Origin of the sequence: Aromatoleum buckelii, from assembly GCF_012910785.2 — a bacterium.
GTDB lineage: Bacteria > Pseudomonadota > Gammaproteobacteria > Burkholderiales > Rhodocyclaceae > Aromatoleum > Aromatoleum buckelii.
In genome coordinates, this window is sequence record NZ_WTVH02000010.1 from 80,497 (window position 1) to 98,550 (window position 18,054).

Below are 18,054 nucleotides of genomic sequence, written 5' to 3' on the forward strand. Positions count from 1 at the left end.
ATAACATGTCAGCAAGGAGCATGTATGCCAAGCAAGACGAGCAAGAAGCAACCGGCGGCGCTGCCCAACATTCCGAAAGAACTGATTGACCAGTTCGTCGGCGGTCCAATGAGCGCCGAGGCGGTCAACGCGGCCGCGATGGCGTTCAAGAAGGCGCTGATCGAACGGGCACTCGGCGCCGAACTCAGTCATCACCTCGGCTACCTGCCGGGCGCTGACAAGCCGGTCGAGAGCAGCAATCACCGCAACGGCGCGAGCGGCAAGACGGTGCTTACCGAAGACGGGCCGCTGCGGATCGAAGTGCCGCGTGACCGCGCCGGCAGTTTCGAGCCGGTGCTCATCCCGAAGCACGAGCGGCGTTTTACCGGCTTCGACGACAAGATCGTCGCCATGTATGCGCGCGGAATGACGATCCGCGAGATCCAGGGATTTCTGGGCGAGCAATACGGCACCGACGTGTCGCCCGAGTTCATCAGCTCGGTCACCGATGCCGTGATGGGTGAAGTCACTGCCTGGCAATCCCGCCCGTTGGAGCCGATGTACCCGGTGGTGTTTTTCGATGCCCTTCGGGTCAAGATCCGCGAGGACGCCGTGGTCCGCAACAAGGCGATCTACCTGGCGCTCGGGGTGCTGCCCGACGGCACACGCGACATCCTGGGGCTGTGGATCGAGAACACCGAGGGCGCAAAATTCTGGATGAAGGTCTTCAATGACCTCAAGACGCGCGGCGTGACCGACATCCTGATTGCGGTCACCGACGGCCTGAAGGGCATGCCCGAAGCGCTGGAGGCGGTGTTTCCGGCGACCACGCTGCAAACCTGCATCGTGCATCTGATCCGCAACAGCCTCGACTACGCGAGTTGGAAAGATCGCAAGGCGCTGGCGGCGGCAATCCGGCCGATCTACACCGCCCCGAGTGCCGAAGCGGCGCTGGCCGAACTCGACGCATTCGCCCAAGGCCCGTGGGGCGAGAAGTTTCCCCCCGTGGCCGCCGCCTGGCGCCGGGCGTGGGATCGGGTGATCCCGTTCTTTGCCTTTCCGTCCCCGATCCGCCGGGTGATTTACACCACCAATGCCATCGAGAGCATCAACGCGCGGCTGCGCAAGATCATCAAGACGCGGGGGCACTTCCCGAGCGACGAGGCGGCAACCAAGCTGATCTGGCTCGCCCTGCGCAACATCACCGCCGACTGGGGACGGGCAGCCAAAGACTGGAAAGAGGCGATGAACCAGTTCGCCATCCTTTACGCCGAGCGCTTTGAAGCAGGCCGGGGCTAAAATGACTACCGACTGTTCCAACGGGGCCGCCTGCAGGCGGCCCCGTTGGAACAGTCTCTTCACGCCTCACACACAGAAATCCTGACACCCCCAGGCTTCGCGGCCCGATGGCCTCGAAATCGTGCTCGACGGCGAAATCCTCGAACCCTTCGCCGTGCGTGCATACCCCTTCGAGTGCCTTGCGCAGCTGTGGGATCCCCCACTGGCCGTTGCCCAGATGGTAAAGGAGGTTGCCGACCGTCTCCGCCGGGGAGACCTGGAACGTGTCGAGAAACGCCGGGTTCGCCGACACGACCTTGAGGTTCTTGTCGAGCACCAGCAACGGGTGGCGGATCGCGTTGACGATGCCTTGGGCGTAGTCGCGGGCTTCCTGCGCCATCCGCAGCGCGCGCCGCGTTTCATCGATGTCGACGAACGCGACGACCGCGCCTTCGATGCGGCTCTCGATCGTCTTGTACGGCCGCACGCGGATCGAATACCAGCGCCCGTCGCGCGCCTGGCCTTCGATCTCCTGCAGCGTGACGGTGTCGATGACGTGCGCGACGAGCTTGGGCAGATCCGGCGCCCGGATGCCGAGTTCGACGTCGCCGAGCGCGCGCCCGATGTCTCGTTCATCGAGATTCAGTTCCTTCCCGGCCAGCGGCGTGTAACGGCGGATGCGCAGGTCGGTGCCGAGGATCACGATCGGGACGTTGACGCTGCCGAGCAGGTTCGACAGGTCGTTGTTGAGCTGCGACAGCTCGCGGTTGCGCGTCTCCAGTTCTTCATTGACTGTGGACAGCTCCTCGTTGACCGACTGCAGCTCTTCCTTGGCTGTTTCGAGCTCTTCGTTGGTGCTCTGCAGTTCCTCGTTGCTCGACAGGATCTCCTCGTTCGCCGAGCGCAGTTCCTCATTGATCGTCTCGTCCTGCTCGATCACCGACTGCAGGTATTCCCGCGTCGCCGACAGCTCGTGTTCGAGCCGCGCCAGGCGTTCCTCGTGCTGCGCGTCGGGCGCGCCCGCGCTCTCCGCAGCAAGTGGCATGCCGCGCGTTGCGTGGAAAACGACGAGAAAGAAGCCCGGCGCGGCGGATTCGAGCGGCGACACTTCGACTTCGACGAGCAGCGTCTCGGCGCCGCGTCGCAGCGCGATGCCTTCCTTGCGCGCGCCGGCGCGCGTCGTGAGCGCTTCGCCGACGATCTCGCGCAGCTCCATCGCGAGCGCGCCGCGCGCCATCCGCAGCAGGTTGAAACTCGCTTCGCCGGAGGCCGGCTCGAGAAACTCGCCGGTCTGGCCGCGGAACTGCACGATGTCCATCTGCTCGTTGATGACGACGCTGGCCGGGCAGTATTTCTTCATCAGCAGCCGGTCGACGGCCTTCGACAGGTCGCGGCCGGCGAGTACCGGCGCGGTCCGTTCGCGCGCGACCGGGTCGGCGAGGCTGAACGACGCCGACAGCGGTGCGGAAAAGTCGAACTGCAGCGTCGCCGCGAGCGCCTTCTTGACGTAGATCTTGTGCTTCGTGTCGAGCGTCCGGTACATGTCGGCGTGCTTGCCGACGGTCTCGGCGCTGCCCAGCAGCAGGAAACCGGTCGGCTTGAGCGCGTAGTGGAACAGCGCCAGCACTTTCTTCTGCAGCACCGGACCGAGGTAGATCAGGAGGTTGCGGCAGCTGATCAGGTCGAGGCGCGAGAACGGCGGGTCCTTGACGACGTTCTGTTTCGCGAACAGGCACATGTCGCGGATCTGCTTGCTGATCAGATAGCCCTGCTCGTCGTGCGTGAAGTGGCGCGCGAGCCGCGCCGGCGACACGTCGGCGGCGATGCTGTCGGGGAACACGCCGGCACGCGCGGTGTTGATCGCGTGGGTGTCGATGTCGGTCGCGAAGATCTGGATCGGCAGGTGGAGGTCGGCTGCCTCCATGCATTCAAGCAGCGCGATCGCGATCGAATACGGCTCCTCGCCGGTCGAGCAGCCCGGCACCCAGATGCGCACCGGGTCGCCGCCGCTGGCGCAGCGCTCGATGATCCCCGGCAGGATTTCGCGCGCCAGCGCGTCGAACACGGCCGGGTCGCGAAAGAACGCGGTGACGTTGATCAGGATCTCGTTGTAGAGCGTGTCGATCTCGGCCGGCCGCTCCTGCAGCAGCCTGACGTAGTCGGCGAGCCGGTCGAGCCGGTGCACGAGCATGCGGCGCTGGATGCGGCGGTGGATCGTCGTGTGCTTGTACTGCGCGAAGTCGACGCCGGTGCGCCGGCGCAGCAGGATGAAGAGCTTGTCGAGGTGCCCTTCGTCGTCGGCGGGAACGGCCGGCGCCTCGCGCGGCGGCGTCGCGGCCACCCGGCCGCCGAGACGCGCGAGTTCTTCGGCGATTTCGCCCGGAGGCAGCACGAAATCGACGCAGCCGCTCGCGATCGCCGCGTCCGGCATGCTGCTGTAGCGGGCGCTTTGCTGGTCTTCGGCGAACGTGATGCCGCCTTCGGCCTTGATCATCTTCATGCCGGTCACGCCGTCCGACGCGGCACCCGACAGGATGACGCCGATCGCGCGGCTGCCCTGGTCCTGCGCGAGCGAACGCAGGAAATAGTCCACCGTCAGCTGCGGGGCGCGCATCTGGGCCGGCGGCATCAGGTGCAGCACGCCGCCGAGGATCGCGAGGTTGGTGTTCGGCGGAATCACGTAGACGTGATCCGGCTCTACGCGCATGCCGTCGCCCGCTTCGCTAACCGGCATGCGCGTGCGCCCGGCGAGCAGGGTGGCGAGGATGCTGGGGTGCGTTGGGTCGAGATGCTGGACCAGCACGTAAGCCATGCCGAGGTCCGGCGGGAGATGGTCGAGGAACTCGTTGAACGCTTCGAGGCCGCCCGCTGAAGCGCCGATGCCGACAATCGGGAACGCGGCGGGCAGCACGGGCGCGCCGCGATCGTCCGGCTCGTGGTTCTGTTCACTCATGCTTGGATTCCCCCCCGACCGCCCTGCGAGCGACGCCAGGCCGGAGCGGGGTTGCTGTTGAAACGATGCGCAGGAAACTGGATGCCCGACCCCTGCGGGTTTTCCGCAAGGCTGTGCTGCGGGAGCCGCGAAATTCTATACGAGTTCGCATTGCGGGCCGTTTTCGGCTGTGCTGGAACTTCATGGAATTTTCAGGATAGGCGATGGATGCAGCGGATAGCGACGAAACCGCTGCGCCGGTATCAATGGCGGTATCCGCAACAGGGCCTTGCGCGCGCCGATGAAAAGCATGACCGGTATCGGCTGTTGGCGTTCCCGGAGCGGTATCCCTGCGCGTCCGGGCGATTCGGTCCGATGCCGGGGCAAGGGTTCCACGACTCGACGAACCGGGACGACCGTCCCTTTTTCTCCACTCACGTCTCGCGAAGGAGTCACTCCATGAGTAGTCGAATATTGCCGGACTTCGATCTTCTGCTGCCGAAAAGCCTTGCGGAAGCGGTCGAGCTGCTGGCGACGCACGGGCAGCGCATCACCGTGATGGCCGGCGGCACCGACGTGCTGGTCGCGATGAAGTTCACGCAGTCGCCGGAATACGTCATGAGCCTCGACGGCATCCCCGGGCTCGGATATGTCGTGTTCGATGCGGCGAAAGGGCTGCGCATCGGCGCGAAGGCGACGATCGCGGACCTGCTGGCGCAGCCGGAAGTGAAGCAGCATTACCCCGCGCTGTGGCACGCCGCCGAAATCTTCGCGACCGGCCAAGTGCGCAACACCGCGACCGTGCTCGGCAACCTGCTGCGCGCGTCGCCCGCCGGCGACTGCAGCTGCGCGATCTACGCGATCGGCGGCAAGCTCATCTTGCAGCGCACGGACGGCCGGCGCGAAGTCGATATCGACGACTTCTGGCTGTCGTACGGCGTCACTGCGCGCGAGCCCGACGAGCTTGCGATCGAACTCGTCCTGCCGCCGCCGGCCATCGGCGCGCGCAGCGCTTTCAAGCGCATGACGCGCACGAACGACGACCTGTCGAAGCTAAACGTCGCGGTGCAGCTCGAGATGCTCGGCAACACCTGCGTCGAGGCGCGCTTCGCGATGGGCTGCGTCGCGCCGACGCCGCTGCGCCTGAGGAACACCGAGGCGCTGCTCAAAGGCCGGGAGATCACCGCGGAGTTGCTCGCGCGCCTCGTCGAGTCCGTGCCGTCGGAAATCAGCCCGATCGACGACAAGCGTTCGACCGCCGAATACCGCCGGCAGGTTTCCGGCGTTTTGCTGAAGCGCGCGATCGAGGAAGCGTGCAGCGCCGCCTGACCGAACCGACCCGAACCGACTTGAATCGGCGGGCGCCGATCTTCACGAGGAGACAGAAATGAAGGATGCAGCGATCACCCTCCATATCAATGGAGAGGAACACAAGCTCAATGTGGCCGTCAATCGCACGCTGCTCGAAGTGCTGCGCGACCAGCTCGGCATGACCGAAACCAAATACGGCTGCGGCACCGGCGAATGCGGCGCCTGTACGGTGCTCGTCGACGACCGGGCGATCAATTCGTGCCTCGCGCTCGCGGCGACGATGGACGGCAAGCGCATCACGACTGCCGCCGGGTTCGCGCACTTCGGCGAGCTCAACCACATCCAGCAGGCGTTCAACGACGAGGCGGCGATCCAGTGCGGCTACTGCACGCCCGGGATGATCGTGAAGACGGCGAGCCTGCTGGCGAAGAACCCGGACCCGACCGAGCACGAAATCCGCCACGCGCTCGAAGGCAACATCTGCCGCTGCACCGGCTACGAGAAAATCGTCAAGGCGGTGCAGAAAGCCGCCCGCACTGCGCCGGGGCGCACCGTCAAGGCCGACGCGGCCTGTCAGGAGGTGGCGCAATGAACGCGGAAACCATCGTCGGCACGAGCGCACAGCGCGTCGACGTCAAGGACAAGGCGACCGGCCAGGCGCTCTACGCGGCCGACATCCAGCTCCCCGGCATGCTGTACGGCAAGGTGGTGCGCTGCTGGGAGCACGCGCACGCGCGCGTCGTGCGCCTCGACCTGTCGCAAGCGGCGAAATCGCCCGGCGTCGTCAAGGTGCTCGGCCCGGCGGACGTCACGCGGAACAAGTACAACTCGTCCGTCATGGACCTGATGGTGTCCGCGCAACTGCACGACATGCTCGGCGACATCGACGACCAGGACATCTTCACGACGCACGTCAAATACCAGGGCGACGCGATCTGCGGAATCATCGCGAAGTCCGAAGAGGCCGCCGAGCGCGCGGCGGCGAAAGTCATCGTCGAATACGAGCCGCTGCCGGTCTACCTGACTGCCGAGGCGTCGAAGCAGCCCGACGCAGTCCAGTTCACGCCGCAAAAGCCGGGCAACCGGGCGTTCCAGCTGCCTGAAGCGATGTTCCCCGGCAACGCGCTCGGCGGCGGCGACGTCGATGCCGCGATGCAGGACGCGGACATCGTCGTCGAGGACGTGTTCTACGTGCCGAAGCAGAAGCAGTGCCAGATGGAACCGCACGCGTACATCGCCAAGCTCGACAACGCCGGGCGGCTGACGTGCTGGACGTCGTCGCAGATGCCCAAGCTCGTGCAGGCGAAGCTCGCCAAGCTGTTCGAGCTGCCGATGAGCCGCGTCAAGATCAATGCGACCGTGATTGGCGGCGGCTTCGGCGCGCGGCTCGGGATGATTTCGGAGCCGCAGGCGTGCGCAATGGCGATGGCCGTGCCGGGCCACCCGGTCAAGCTGCAGACGCTGCGCGAGGAAGACTGGGCGATTTCGCCGAGCCGCCATCCGGGCAAGTACTGGATGAAGATCGGGCTCCGGAAGGACGGCACGCCGCTCGCGTGCGACGCGCGCTTCGAGAACTACAAGGGCGCTTATTACCTCGACGCGTCGGGCACCGCTTTCACCGCCGGCGCGTGGCTCGGCGGCATGTACAAGTTCCCGGCGCTGCGCTACAAGGGCGAATCGTATTTCACGAACCAAGGCCTGACCGGCGCGTTCCGCGGCTACGGCAACCCGCAGACGAACTTCGCGCTCGAACAGCTGATCGACCGCGCGTGCGCGCAGGTCGGTGCCGATCCGGTCGAATGGCGCAAGAAATGGCACAAGGGCGTTGGCGACGACGGCTGGTGCCCGGGCGTGACTTACCCGTCGTGCGCGCTCGACGAGTGCCTCGACCGCGGCGCCGCGGCGATCGACTGGGCGGCGAAGCGGCGCAAATATGCGAACCAGACCGGCACAAAGCGGCGCGGAGTCGGCTGCGCGGTGATGAACCACACCAGCGGCGCAATGCCGATGCTGCTCGAACATACCGTGTGCACCGTCAAGATCAACGAGGACGCGACTGCCGAAGTGGTCTTCGCGTGCTCGGACATGGGGCAGGGATCGCATACGGCGCTGAAGCAGATCGCTGCCGAGACACTCGGCTTCCCGTTCGGTGACGTGCAGCTCGCGAATCCCGGGTCGGACGCCGGCTTCGACATCGGCGCGCACGCGAGCCGCACGATCTACGTCGGCGGCGCAGCGGTGAAAGCCGCATGCGAGGACGCCAAACGGCAACTTTTCGCCCGCGCGAGCGAAGCGCTGCAGGTTCCCGCGGACCAGTTGGACATCCGCGACAAGAAGATCTTCGCGAAGAGCGACCCGGCGCGCTCGATCGACGTGGAGAGCATCACGCGGGCCGGCGTGTACCATTTCATCGACCCGATGACCGGCAAGCCGGAAGGTGCGCCGGGGCAGATCCAGGGCTACGTGAGCTTCTTCGCGCCGCACAACTCGCCGCCTTTCGGCGCGTCGTTCGCCGAAGTCGAAGTCGACACCGAAACCGGTGAAGTGCGCGTGCTCGAGCTCGTCAACGCGCACGACATCGGCCGCGCGATCAACCCGGCGGCAGTCGAAGGGCAGCTCGAAGGCGGCATCCAGCAGGGCCTCGGCTTCGTGCTGAGCGAGGAGACGTACTACGACAGCCAGGGTCGGATGCTCAACAACAGCTTCACCGACTACAAGATGTTCGGGCCGAGCGACATGCCGAAGATCAAGACGATCCTCGTCGAGAACGCCGACCCGGTCGGGCCGTTCGGGGCGAAAAGCGTCGGCGAGTCGGGTCTCGTGAGCCCGGTCGGGGCAGTCGCGAACGCGATCTATCACGCGCTCGGCATCCAGTTCATGGAAGCGCCGATCACGCCCGAGAAAGTGTTGAAAGGGATCAACGAGAAAGGGCTGGGCGGCGCGCGCGAACGCGCTCGCGCTTGCTAGTTTCGGCATTCGCTGCACAGAACGGCCGCCCGCGGGCGGCCGTTGTTTTTCCCCTGGCCGAAAACCGGAGACGACGCGGCCCGGGGCTCCGGCTCAGTGGAAGCGTTGTGCGTGTTCCGCAGCGCGTCCGGCGGCCGAGTCGCGGGCGGCGACGCCGGTTTCGAGGAAGGACTTCACGCGCATCAGGTCCTCGTCCATCTCGGTCTTAGCATCGCGCCCGAGCAGCCGCGCTGCCGCATGACCGATCGCCCCGGCAGCGGGCGCGTAGTCCATCGACACTCGCAGCCGCGTGCCTTCGCCGGCGGGTTCGAAGTCGACATGCCCTTCGCTCTCGACCGGAGCACCCTCGACCGTGTGCCACGCGAGGCGGCGGTTCAGTTCGCGCTCGGTGATCCGGGCATCCCATTCGACCGGGCCGAACGGGCCGGCGACTTTCCAGTGCCAGCAGTCTTCGCCGGTCGGCCGCACTTCCTCGACGTTGCGCATGAACTGCGGGAAATTCTCCTGATGCTGCCAGAAGTCGAAGACGCGTTCGGGTGGCGCGGCGATGAACATTTCCTTATCGATGTGCACGCTGCGCGGCCCCGACGTTCCTGCGACTTCGCCGAGCTTGCGGTTTGCTAGCGCCCGTGTGACGAGCGCGCCGCCGAGCAACGCCTGCACCATGCCAAACGGACGGCTGCGCGACAGCCCCGCCAGCGTGAGTGCGCCGCCCGTAATCCCTGCGAGCAGCCGGATCGAGGGCGGCCAGCTCTCGGCCATTCCCGCACCGCGGCGCCCTTCGTGCGCAAGGGCCCCTTGCAGCGCGGAAACGTTCCCCGGCTGCTCGTGCACCTGCATCTGGTCCTCGATGCCCGTGACGCCACGCACCGACCACACCGCGCTCATCAGCCGGTTCACTTCGCTCGCGAGTACCGGGCCGGACAGCACGACCGTGCCGTCGTCGCGCGCCTGCACCCTGAGCGCGTGTGAATTACGCACGACCCTGCCGATGCGCGCCCGCACGCGCTCTTCGATCTGATGCGCCGTCATCGGTTGCCGCCGCTCCGTACCGGGGCGCAGCCGCGCCGCGACACCGTAGCTGCGGTTGACCGCGTCGCGGTACGCGGTGTCGGCGAAGTGGGTCAGCCGGTTGCGCGTGCTCGTGAACTGGTCGGTGACCAGCGCGCGCCGGCGCCTGCCGACATCAGGATCGAACAGATACATCGCCAGCATCCCGAGGCTGAACCCGCGGATGGCCGATGTGACGCGACTCACATGGTTTCTCATTCCAATCCTCCTTGCCGGTCGCTGCAACAACAGGAACAACGACCCTGGCTTCGTGAAGTTGGCACCGTCGACGCGGTCGCCACGGATGACGGCGAGCGTCGGCCTCGCCCGGTCGGCCCTCGAGGGGCCGATGCGGACTCACGAAGGAGCGGTGGCAAGAAACATTCCCCGCGGGAGTCCCGCCGCGGTGCCGAAAAGCGGGCGGCGGAATGTAAAAACAGGGTCCCGCAAGCGGCTGTTACGCTGTGACTGCCGTGATTACGCCTCTGTTGAATACCTGTCCACTTACAGAAACATCGCGAAATTCCGAAGGGCGTGGCAGAGTCGGGGGCTTCCCGGCGGGCATATGCGCTCGAGCGGCAAGAAGTTGCGGCAGTGCCGACCTGCCGGCCGTTAGACTAAGGTATGAGAAGGGGCGGCAACAGCCCCGAATACAACCCCGATGAAAGGAGAGATCATGCCTGCCGGTACTGTCCGCCTGCACCGCGTGCTGCGCGCAAAACCCGAGAAGATCTACCGTGCTTTCCTCGATGCGGAAGCGCTCGCCCGATGGCTGCCGCCGAACGGCTTCACCTGCAAGGTCGACCATCTGGACGCCAAGGTCGGCGGCACTTTCAGGATGACGTTCAGGAATTTCGGCTCGGGCAGCAGTCAATCCTTCGGCGGCAGTTATCTGGAACTCGTGCCGAACGAGCGCATCCGCCACACGGACAAGTTCGACGACCCGAACCTGCCCGGCGAAATGGTGATGACGCTCACCCTGCGCGCAGTGCTCTGCGGTACGGAGGTGCATATCGTGCAGGAAGGCATTCCGGAGGCGATTCCGCCGGAATTCTGCTACCTCGGGTGGCAGGAGTCGCTCGAACATCTGGCGCGGCTCGTCGAGCCGGAAATTCCGGGTTGAAGCCGCAGCCCCGACCGTTACTCCGGAGATCGCGCGACGGCCATTGTCGCGCGCTTCGGCCTGCCCACCTCTATCGAAGCGCTGCTGGCCGAGCCGGCGGCGATGAGCTGAAACGATGATGTCAGTAATATCCACGCCGGGGATCGTCGATCTGGTCGGTGCCGGGCGCGGCGATGCCGAGCTGCTGACCGCTGCGGTCGAATGGCTGCAGTGGCTGCAGCTGCCGCTTTGCGCCGTCGTCGCCGTCGGCCTCGACCGCGTGCTCGGCGAACCGCGCCGCTTTCATCCGCTGGTCGGTTTCGGCCGGCTGGCGCAACGCATCGAAGCCGCGCTGCGCCGCTTCCCGACGCGGCACAACCGGCAAAAAAATGCCGGCATCGCCGCCTGGCTGCTGGCCGTGCTGCCTTTCGCCGGCGTTGCGCTGTGGCTGCGCAATATCGGGCCGGCCTGGCTGGTGGTCGCGCTCGATGTCGTCCTGCTCTACTTTGCGCTCGGTGCACAGAGCCTGCGCGAACACGTGCTGCCGATCGCCGACGCGCTCGACGCCGACGACCTGCCCGCCGCGCGCGAAGCCGTGGGCCGCATCGTCTCGCGCGACACCACGGCGCTCGACGAGACGGCAGTCGCGCGCGCCGCGGTCGAATCGACGCTGGAAAACGGCAGCGACGCGGTGTTCGGCGCGCTGTTCTGGTTCGCGTTGCTCGGCGGCCCGGGCGCCTTGCTCTTCCGCCTCGCCAATACGCTCGACGCGATGTGGGGCTACCGCAACGAACGCTACCTTCACTTCGGCTGCGCGGCAGCGCGTTTCGACGACCTGCTGGGTTACTTGCCGGCTCGCCTTTGCGCGCTCACCTACGCGGCGCTCGGCCGCGGGGGCCAGGCGCTGGCGTGCTGGCGCGCGCAGGCACCGCTGTGGGACAGCCCGAACGCCGGGCCGGTGATGGCCGCGGGCGCCGGCAGCCTCGGCGTGAGCCTGGGTGGCGCGGCGGTGTATCACGGGCAGCGCGAGGCCCGCCCGACGCTGGGCGTCGGATCGGCGCCCATAGCGGCCGACATCCGTCGTGCGCTGACGCTGGTTCGGCGCGGCATCGGCCTGTGGCTGACGGCCGGTTTGGTGCTGGCACTGCTCGGGGGAGCGTTCCATGCTTGAACACGGCGGGCGCCGTCGTGCTGCGGCCAGGCGTTATGGAATCCCCGAAGCCGACTGGCTGGACCTGTCGACCGGCATCAGTCCGCACGCTTATCCGGTGCCGGCCATTGCGGCCGAAGACTGGCTGCGTCTGCCCGAAGACGACGACGGCCTGCTCGACGCTGCCACGGCGTACTACGGCACCGCGCGGCTGGTCGCGCTGGCCGGCTCGCAACAGGCGATCCAGGGCCTGCCTTTCCTGCTGCCGCGCGGCCGCGTCGGCGTGCTGGCGCCGACCTACGCCGAACACCCGCATCACTGGCAGCGCGCCGGCCACGAGGTGATCCGTTTTGCGGCCGCAGCGCTGCCCGCCGTCGCGGACACGCTCGACACGCTCGTGGTTTGCCAGCCGAACAATCCCGACGCCGGCTGTATCGCGCCGGCGGTCCTGATCGACGTCGCCGAACGCCTGCAGGCGCGCGAAGGCCATCTGGTGGTCGACGAAGCTTTCATCGACGCGACCCCTGAGGCTTCAGTGATCACGCTGGCCGGCGCGCGCCTGCCGAACCTGATCGTCCTCCGCTCGCTGGGCAAGTTCTTCGGCCTCGCCGGTGCCCGTGTCGGCTTCGTCGCCGCCCGCCCGGACCTTCTGACCGCGCTGCGCGAAGCGGCCGGGCCGTGGCCACTGTGCGGCCCGGCACGCACGGTGGCGCGCCGGGCGCTCGCCGACACCGCGTGGCAGGACGTCATGCGGCGCACGCTCGCCGAAGCGAGCGCACGCCTCGCCCGGCTGCTCGCACCACTCGACCCGCAGGGGGCGCGGCGCGTGAATCCGCTGTTCGTCTGGCTGCCCACTCCGGCGGCCGAATCGATCGCGGCTGCGCTGGCGCGCCAGGGCATCCTGGTCCGCCATTTCGCGGCGCCCGATTGCCAGGGCTTGCGCTTCGGCCTGCCGGGGGCGGAAAACGACTGGCAGCGCCTTGAAGCGGCAATTCGTGCGCTGACCGGCCCGGCGACGCGCAACGATTCCGGCGCGACGGCATGACGTGCGCCTGTTGCCGCGCTGCCCGCTGCGCTCGACAACTGCCGCTGCGGAATCAAAGACCGTAGTCGGCCCGAATGCAGAATTTTCCGGCCGGTGCAAGACTTGCCCGCCGCACCCCGCCAAATCCACGACGTGCCCGGACAAGAAGTCCGCGCTGAACGGTGATGCCGGCTACGGCGCGGCCTTGCACCCGTGCCCTGCCGCGGAACCGTTCTTGCTCGCGCAGCCGCACCGGCAAATCCGTTTCGCGCGGGCGGCATTCGATCCGGGTCCCGTGCAGCCGGCGTCTCCACTCACTGAAGAGGTGTCCCATGGCTCATCAGAAATACGCGTCGTGTGTCGAAGCCTGCAACGCCTGCGCCGACGCTTGCGACCACTGTTCGACCGCCTGCCTGCAGGAGCCCGACATCAAGATGATGGCGCGCTGCATCGCGCTCGACATCGACTGTGCCGCGATCTGTCGTCTCGCGGCCGGCTGCATGGCGCGAGACAGCGAGTTTGCGAAGCAGGTCTGCCAGCTGTGCGCGACTGTCTGCGAAGCCTGCGGCGACGAGTGTGCGAAGCATCAGAATCCCCACTGCCAGGAGTGCGCCCAGGCCTGCCGCCGCTGCGCTGAGGAGTGCCGCCGCATGAGTGCCGGTGGCTGACCGGCGCGCGGGCAGCGCCGAGTTCAAGCCGGCATGACGTGGCCGAGGCCTTGTGCCCGCGTTGTCGAACGACGGATCCCTCCGCATCGCTCCTTCGGTCGCCTTTGGGCGGCTGTTTTTTCGTCGTGATCTCGATTGCGTCCTCCTGCAGCAAGTCCGAAGGGGAGAGTCGATTCGGTTCATCACAAGAAAATTGGCATAATTGGTAGAAGAAGTGACGATTAGTGGTCACTGCCGGACTTCGTCGTCCTCATCGGCGACGGCAGCGGCGGGCGCGACCCAATGAGGAGCAATCCGCTACACCTCATCGTCCAAATCAAGGGCTACCGCCGCGAGGACGCGAAGGAGAAGAAGGCCACGATGGACACCTACTGGGTGCCGGGCGTGAACACCCACGCCAGATACGGCTACTGGGCTTTCGCCGAGTTTGCCGACGGGTGGCAGATGCAGAACGACTTCGCCAGGAAGGTGGAGGCGAAGTTCGAGCGGATGATCGAAGCAGTCGCCGGCGAGGCAGTGCAATGAGCCCCGCCAATGCTCCGACCGTCGGCCGAATGTATGGGGCTTTCTGGCGTGACGTGTATCGAGAGCGGCGCCTTTCTATACAGGTCGAGAGCAATGTGTATAGGAAACCGGCTTTTTCTATACACGTTCAGCGTGTGGGGCGGTGATGATGACCGATCTTGCACCGCTTCAGACGCTCCTCCCGAGCCGCTTCGATACCCCAGACATTCTCAAGAAGCTCGCCACGGCCAGCCGTCAACTGGCCGAACTGAAGGGCGTTGCAGCGACCATTCCGCACCAGGGCATCCTGATCAACACTCTCGGTATCCAGGAAGCCAAGGATAGTTCCGCGATCGAAAACATCGTTACCACGCATGACGAGTTGTTCAAGGACGAAGCCGCGGCAGACGACGGCGCATCGCCGGCAACCAAGGAAGTCCTGCGCTACCGCCAGGCATTGTGGCTGGGCTACCAACTGGTGCGTGAGACCGGCCTGCTGACCAACAATCACATCCTGCAGGTTCAGATCGAGCTCGAGTGCAACCATGCCGGGTTCCGTAAGCTGCCCGGAACCGCGCTCAAGAACGGCATGGGCGAAGTCGTCTATACGCCGCCGCAGCACCCCGAGCACATTTCCGGCTTGATGGATGACCTCGAGCGCTTCATCAACGATGCCGCCGCGTTCGACGCCGACCCCCTGATCAAGATGGCGCTGATCCACCATCAGTTCGAGAGCATCCACCCTTTCTACGACGGCAATGGCCGCACCGGCCGGATCGTCAACGTCCTGTATCTTGTGAAGCAGGGACTGCTCGACATTCCGGTGCTCTATCTGAGCCGCTACATCGTCCGCACCAAGCCGGACTACTACCGGCTGCTGCAGGAAGTGCGGGATCGCGACAGCTGGGAGGAGTGGGTCATGTACATGTTGACCGCCGTGAAGGAAACCGCGGCGGAGACCATCGCCACGATCCATGCGATCCGGACGACGCTGCTCGACGTAAAGCACCGAATCCGCTCGAACTATCGCTTCTACAGCCAGGATCTCATCAACAACTTGTTCACCCACCCGTACACCAAGATCGAGTTCCTGCAGAACGATCTCAAGGTGTCGCGGCTCACCGCTACCAAGTATCTCGACAGGCTGGCGGCTGACGGTCTACTCGAAAAGCGCAGAATCGGGCGTACCAACTACTACATCAACACCCCGCTTTACGCGATCCTGACGGCACCCGTCATGCAGCGCGACAGCACGGCCGTATGATCAGGCCAAGAGAGTAGCGGTCGAGATCGACATCACGATTTCCTGTCCCTGATATCCACCAGCCATCCCGAACTGAAGAGCGCGGTGCAAATTACGTAGTGACTACTGCCGGCCTTGCTCGCGCCGCTCCTGCGGGGTCAGCGCTTTCTTTAACACGATGTCATCGGCGAGGATATGGTTCTGGCCGCGCGTCGAGACGACGCCTTTCACGATCACCGCGCAAGAGCGGTTGCAGGCTTCGAGGATCCGCAGCCGTAGCTCCCGGTCGAGCTGGTCGGTTCTGACCTGAATCGTGTTCGCGCTCGGCAACCGTTTCCCCAGAGACACGAGGCCGGGTTCGGCCAAGGTGGAAATCTCGCCTTCTACCTCGACTTTTTTTCCCCTGTGGCCACTGAGGTTGACCCACAGCTCGCGAAAGTCGAGCGTCGTGTATGGCCCGGAGCCGACCTGCGTCTGCGCGCTTCGGAACGCCTCGTCGTAGCAGGCCAGCCGTGCGGCGTCTTCGTCGATGTGCCGGCACTCGGCGGGATCTGCCGCCGCTGCCGCTTGTGCCACGCAGGCGAGCGCCGCACAGCGCGCCCATCGAAGACTGTTCATTCCTTTTCCTCGAAATAAACATCCACTATCCGGGCATCGCCACACACACGGTTGGAGCAGGGCCGACGAGGCTGACGGTCAGCTACTTTACGACCTGCCGGGAAACCGAAAGGTATTCGTCGCCATGCTGGACGACGCTTTCCCGATCCAGTTTTTCGGACGCCTGATGCAGCTTCTCCAGCGTCTCGGCGAGCTTCGTCAATTCCTCGTTCATCTTCCCCAGCGCGTTTTCCAGGGTGTACGTCAACACGTGCACGTCGGCCATCGCCGCATCGCTCACATTGCCCTTGAGAATGGCTTCGAGCTTGGCGTTGTATTCGGAAAAGGTCTTTACGGCTTCAGGCAGGGTCTCTACCGGCTTGCCTTTGTAATGCCTGATCGCTTCGTCCGCCCCTGATGCGAAGGCGGGTGGAACGAACGCGATGGCAACGAGGATCGCTGCAATGACGACAGGCTTCTTCATTCTTTGCTCCCGGGATTTTGCGCATATGAAAACAATTCGCATTCATTTTAACAGGTGGATCAGGGCTGCGACCGTGAGTTCGGGCAACGGCTTCCCAGGGGGCGATCCAGGAGCATCCGCCCGGCCTGCTGAATCGGCGATCAGGGAAGAAACTGACGGCGCCCGGCATGGGGTCGGGGATGGTAAATTTTCCGCCGCCGGGCCAGCACCAACAGATTTCGCGGCGTCAGCGCGCGGGGGCAAAAAGTGCCGACCTCGACGTCGAACCCGGCCTCTTCGAACCCGAGCGCGAGATCCATGACGAGCCAGGTCTCCAGCGCGCGCCGGAACGCGTGACGAACGAGCTCGAAGCGCCGCACTTCGGCACGGCGGCGCTCGCCGCTCGCGAGCCAGTGCGTCCAGTCGATCGCCGCGGGGAGATGCACGCGCTCGCGCTGCGCCAGGGCTTTGCAGAAGCCGGCGAAGTCGCCCGACAGCCACGGTGACGGCACCGGGCGGAAAGGGCGGATCGCTTCGCCTTCGAGCGCGTTGCGCAGCGCAATGAAGCCGAGCTTCCACGCCTGGTCGCGGGCGAGGCGCTGTCGCACGTGGCGGGGGGCGGTGACGGTCTCGGTCACCGCGAGGCGCAGCGCCGCGGCGTCGAGCGGCAGCGAAGCTTCCGAACTCAACGGACGGTAGCCGTCGTCGGCGCCGAGGTGGTAGCAGCAGGGCGCGATCCGGTAGCTGTGCGCGCGGTCGTCGGCGGCGGAGCGCACGAGCGTGCGGTGCAGCTCGCCGCACGCGTGGAGTGCGACGACGGCGTGGCCGCGGACGTGCTCGCGCGACCCGGGGGCGAGCGCGTCGGCGCACAGTACGGTCTGCTCGATGCCGGCGCGCCGGGCGAGGCGTTGCGCCGCTTCGCACAGCGCCGGGTCGAGCTCGAGAGAGCTGACCGGCATCCGGTCGGCCAGCGCGAGGCGCCTTCCCAAGTGCCCTTTGCCGGCACACCACTCCAGCAGCGGGGCATGGGCGGCCGGCCCGTGCGCGGCGAAAGCTTCGACCTGCTCGCGCTTGCGTCCGGGAATCGACCAGTCGAACCGGGTGTCGACAGGCGGCAGCGCGCGGGGGGCGAGGGCCGGCATGTGGCACAAGGCTTCGAGCATGCCGACGATCGGCAGCCGGGGCGCGAGCCACGCGCGGCACGCGGCGGGATCGGCGATGAATCGCTCGAGCGCGGGTTCGTCGAGTCCGAGCACCGCTCCGGCGAGCGCCGGCCACTGATCGCACCATGCGGGGCGCGGGACGTGAAACGGCTGCGGCCGCCATAGCGATTGGTGTTGCAGCAGCACCGACTGCAGGTCGAGAAGGCGTTCGCGGTGGTTCATCGGTTGGGAGCAGCCGGTTGGAAGGCGTGATTCAGGGGGCGACAGGAACGCGGGCGGGAAAGTCCTGATGCCCGCCCGCATGCTGCCGGCGAGCGGACTAATTGGCAACTGCGGGCAACTGCGGCAACTGCGGGCAAGCGCGGCACTGGAAGCGCGATTCCGGCGCACAGAAACCCGGTGCCCAGCCCCGCATTTTTTGCGCCGCGTTCTCCGCGGTCTGCGAAAGACGGGCATTTCCGGGATAGGCGCCGCAACCACGGGATAGCTGCACTGCGGCGACTCCCATAACTTCAGCACGGTGAGCAGTCGAGAAATTCCAACGAGGAGCTGCAATGCAGAACCCGACGCAGCCTGTGCAAAATTCGATGAAGCCGGGGAAGTGGCTGAATTCGAGTTGCAAG

At 66.0% G+C, this 18,054-nt stretch carries 16 protein-coding genes; 10 read left to right on the forward strand and 6 right to left on the reverse strand.

Annotation, left to right across the window (positions count from 1 at the left end; genetic code table 11):
- Positions 1–24: 24 nt before the first annotated feature.
- Positions 25–1,278: an IS256 family transposase gene (locus GO608_RS11095; RefSeq protein WP_169200664.1), complete on the forward strand. Its 1,254-nt coding sequence runs from the start codon at positions 25–27 to the stop codon at positions 1,276–1,278.
- On the opposite strand, the gene GO608_RS11100 is transcribed toward GO608_RS11095, so the two are convergent.
- On the reverse strand, positions 1,181–4,210 hold the full coding sequence (locus GO608_RS11100; RefSeq protein ID WP_247003061.1) for a chemotaxis protein CheB: 3,030 nt from the start codon (positions 4,208–4,210) through the stop codon (positions 1,181–1,183). The two genes, GO608_RS11095 and GO608_RS11100, sit on opposite strands and share 98 nt — an antisense overlap.
- Positions 4,211–4,648: 438 nt before the next feature.
- Between GO608_RS11100 and GO608_RS11105 the strand changes: the two genes are divergently transcribed.
- The 3 genes from GO608_RS11105 to GO608_RS11115 are packed head-to-tail and all read left to right on the forward strand — an operon-like array spanning position 4,649 to position 8,467.
- Positions 4,649–5,518 (forward strand): FAD binding domain-containing protein, encoded by an 870-nt coding sequence (locus tag GO608_RS11105; protein WP_247003063.1) that lies wholly within the window; start codon positions 4,649–4,651, stop codon positions 5,516–5,518.
- Between the two features lie 58 nt (positions 5,519–5,576).
- Complete coding sequence (locus tag GO608_RS11110) at positions 5,577–6,092, forward strand: (2Fe-2S)-binding protein (protein ID WP_169200171.1); 516 nt, start codon at positions 5,577–5,579, stop codon at positions 6,090–6,092.
- Positions 6,089–8,467 carry a xanthine dehydrogenase family protein molybdopterin-binding subunit gene (locus GO608_RS11115; protein ID WP_169200170.1) on the forward strand — a complete coding sequence of 793 codons (2,379 nt, stop codon included), beginning with the start codon at positions 6,089–6,091 and terminating at the stop codon, positions 8,465–8,467. The genes GO608_RS11110 and GO608_RS11115 overlap by 4 nt, the downstream gene beginning before the upstream one ends.
- Before the next feature lie 93 nt (positions 8,468–8,560).
- Here the strand turns inward: GO608_RS11115 and GO608_RS11120 are convergent, their stop codons facing one another.
- Positions 8,561–9,736 (reverse strand): SRPBCC family protein, encoded by a 1,176-nt coding sequence (locus tag GO608_RS11120; protein ID WP_169200169.1) that lies wholly within the window; start codon positions 9,734–9,736, stop codon positions 8,561–8,563.
- Positions 9,737–10,193: 457 nt separating this feature from the next.
- Here GO608_RS11120 and GO608_RS11125 point away from each other — a divergent pair, with 457 nt between their 5' ends.
- The 6 genes from GO608_RS11125 (at position 10,194) to GO608_RS11150 (ending at position 15,229) form a co-directional block, all read left to right on the forward strand.
- Positions 10,194–10,640, forward strand: coding sequence for an SRPBCC family protein (locus tag GO608_RS11125; RefSeq protein WP_169200168.1), 447 nt, complete (start codon positions 10,194–10,196; stop codon positions 10,638–10,640).
- Positions 10,641–10,755: 115 nt separating this feature from the next.
- Positions 10,756–11,790, forward strand: a complete 1,035-nt coding sequence (cbiB, locus tag GO608_RS11130; protein ID WP_247003065.1) for an adenosylcobinamide-phosphate synthase CbiB — start codon at positions 10,756–10,758, stop codon at positions 11,788–11,790.
- Complete coding sequence (cobD, locus tag GO608_RS11135) at positions 11,783–12,814, forward strand: threonine-phosphate decarboxylase CobD (RefSeq protein ID WP_169200167.1); 1,032 nt, start codon at positions 11,783–11,785, stop codon at positions 12,812–12,814. The genes cbiB and cobD overlap by 8 nt, the downstream gene beginning before the upstream one ends.
- A 311-nt stretch (positions 12,815–13,125) precedes the next feature.
- Positions 13,126–13,461, forward strand: a complete 336-nt coding sequence (locus GO608_RS11140) for a four-helix bundle copper-binding protein (protein ID WP_169200166.1) — start codon at positions 13,126–13,128, stop codon at positions 13,459–13,461.
- A gap of 282 nt (positions 13,462–13,743) precedes the next feature.
- Positions 13,744–13,986, forward strand: a complete 243-nt coding sequence (locus GO608_RS11145) for a hypothetical protein (protein ID WP_211159570.1) — start codon at positions 13,744–13,746, stop codon at positions 13,984–13,986.
- A 145-nt stretch (positions 13,987–14,131) separates the two neighbouring features.
- A complete protein-coding gene (locus GO608_RS11150; RefSeq protein WP_247003067.1) occupies positions 14,132–15,229 on the forward strand; it encodes a Fic family protein in 1,098 nt (365 codons plus the stop codon).
- 102 nt (positions 15,230–15,331) lie between these two features.
- Here GO608_RS11150 and GO608_RS11155 read toward each other — a convergent pair whose 3' ends face one another.
- The 4 genes from GO608_RS11155 to GO608_RS11170 all read right to left on the reverse strand — a co-directional run bounded on the left by GO608_RS11155 (position 15,332) and on the right by GO608_RS11170 (position 18,053).
- On the reverse strand, positions 15,332–15,826 hold the full coding sequence (locus tag GO608_RS11155) for a hypothetical protein (protein ID WP_169200164.1): 495 nt from the start codon (positions 15,824–15,826) through the stop codon (positions 15,332–15,334).
- Between the two features lie 82 nt (positions 15,827–15,908).
- Positions 15,909–16,289, reverse strand: coding sequence for a DUF6746 family protein (locus GO608_RS11160; protein ID WP_169200163.1), 381 nt, complete (start codon positions 16,287–16,289; stop codon positions 15,909–15,911).
- 140 nt (positions 16,290–16,429) lie between these two features.
- Positions 16,430–17,653: a methyltransferase gene (locus GO608_RS11165; protein ID WP_169200162.1), complete on the reverse strand. Its 1,224-nt coding sequence runs from the start codon at positions 17,651–17,653 to the stop codon at positions 16,430–16,432.
- A 97-nt stretch (positions 17,654–17,750) separates the two neighbouring features.
- On the reverse strand, positions 17,751–18,053 hold the full coding sequence (locus tag GO608_RS11170) for a hypothetical protein (RefSeq protein WP_169200143.1): 303 nt from the start codon (positions 18,051–18,053) through the stop codon (positions 17,751–17,753).
- Position 18,054 lies beyond the last annotated feature (1 nt).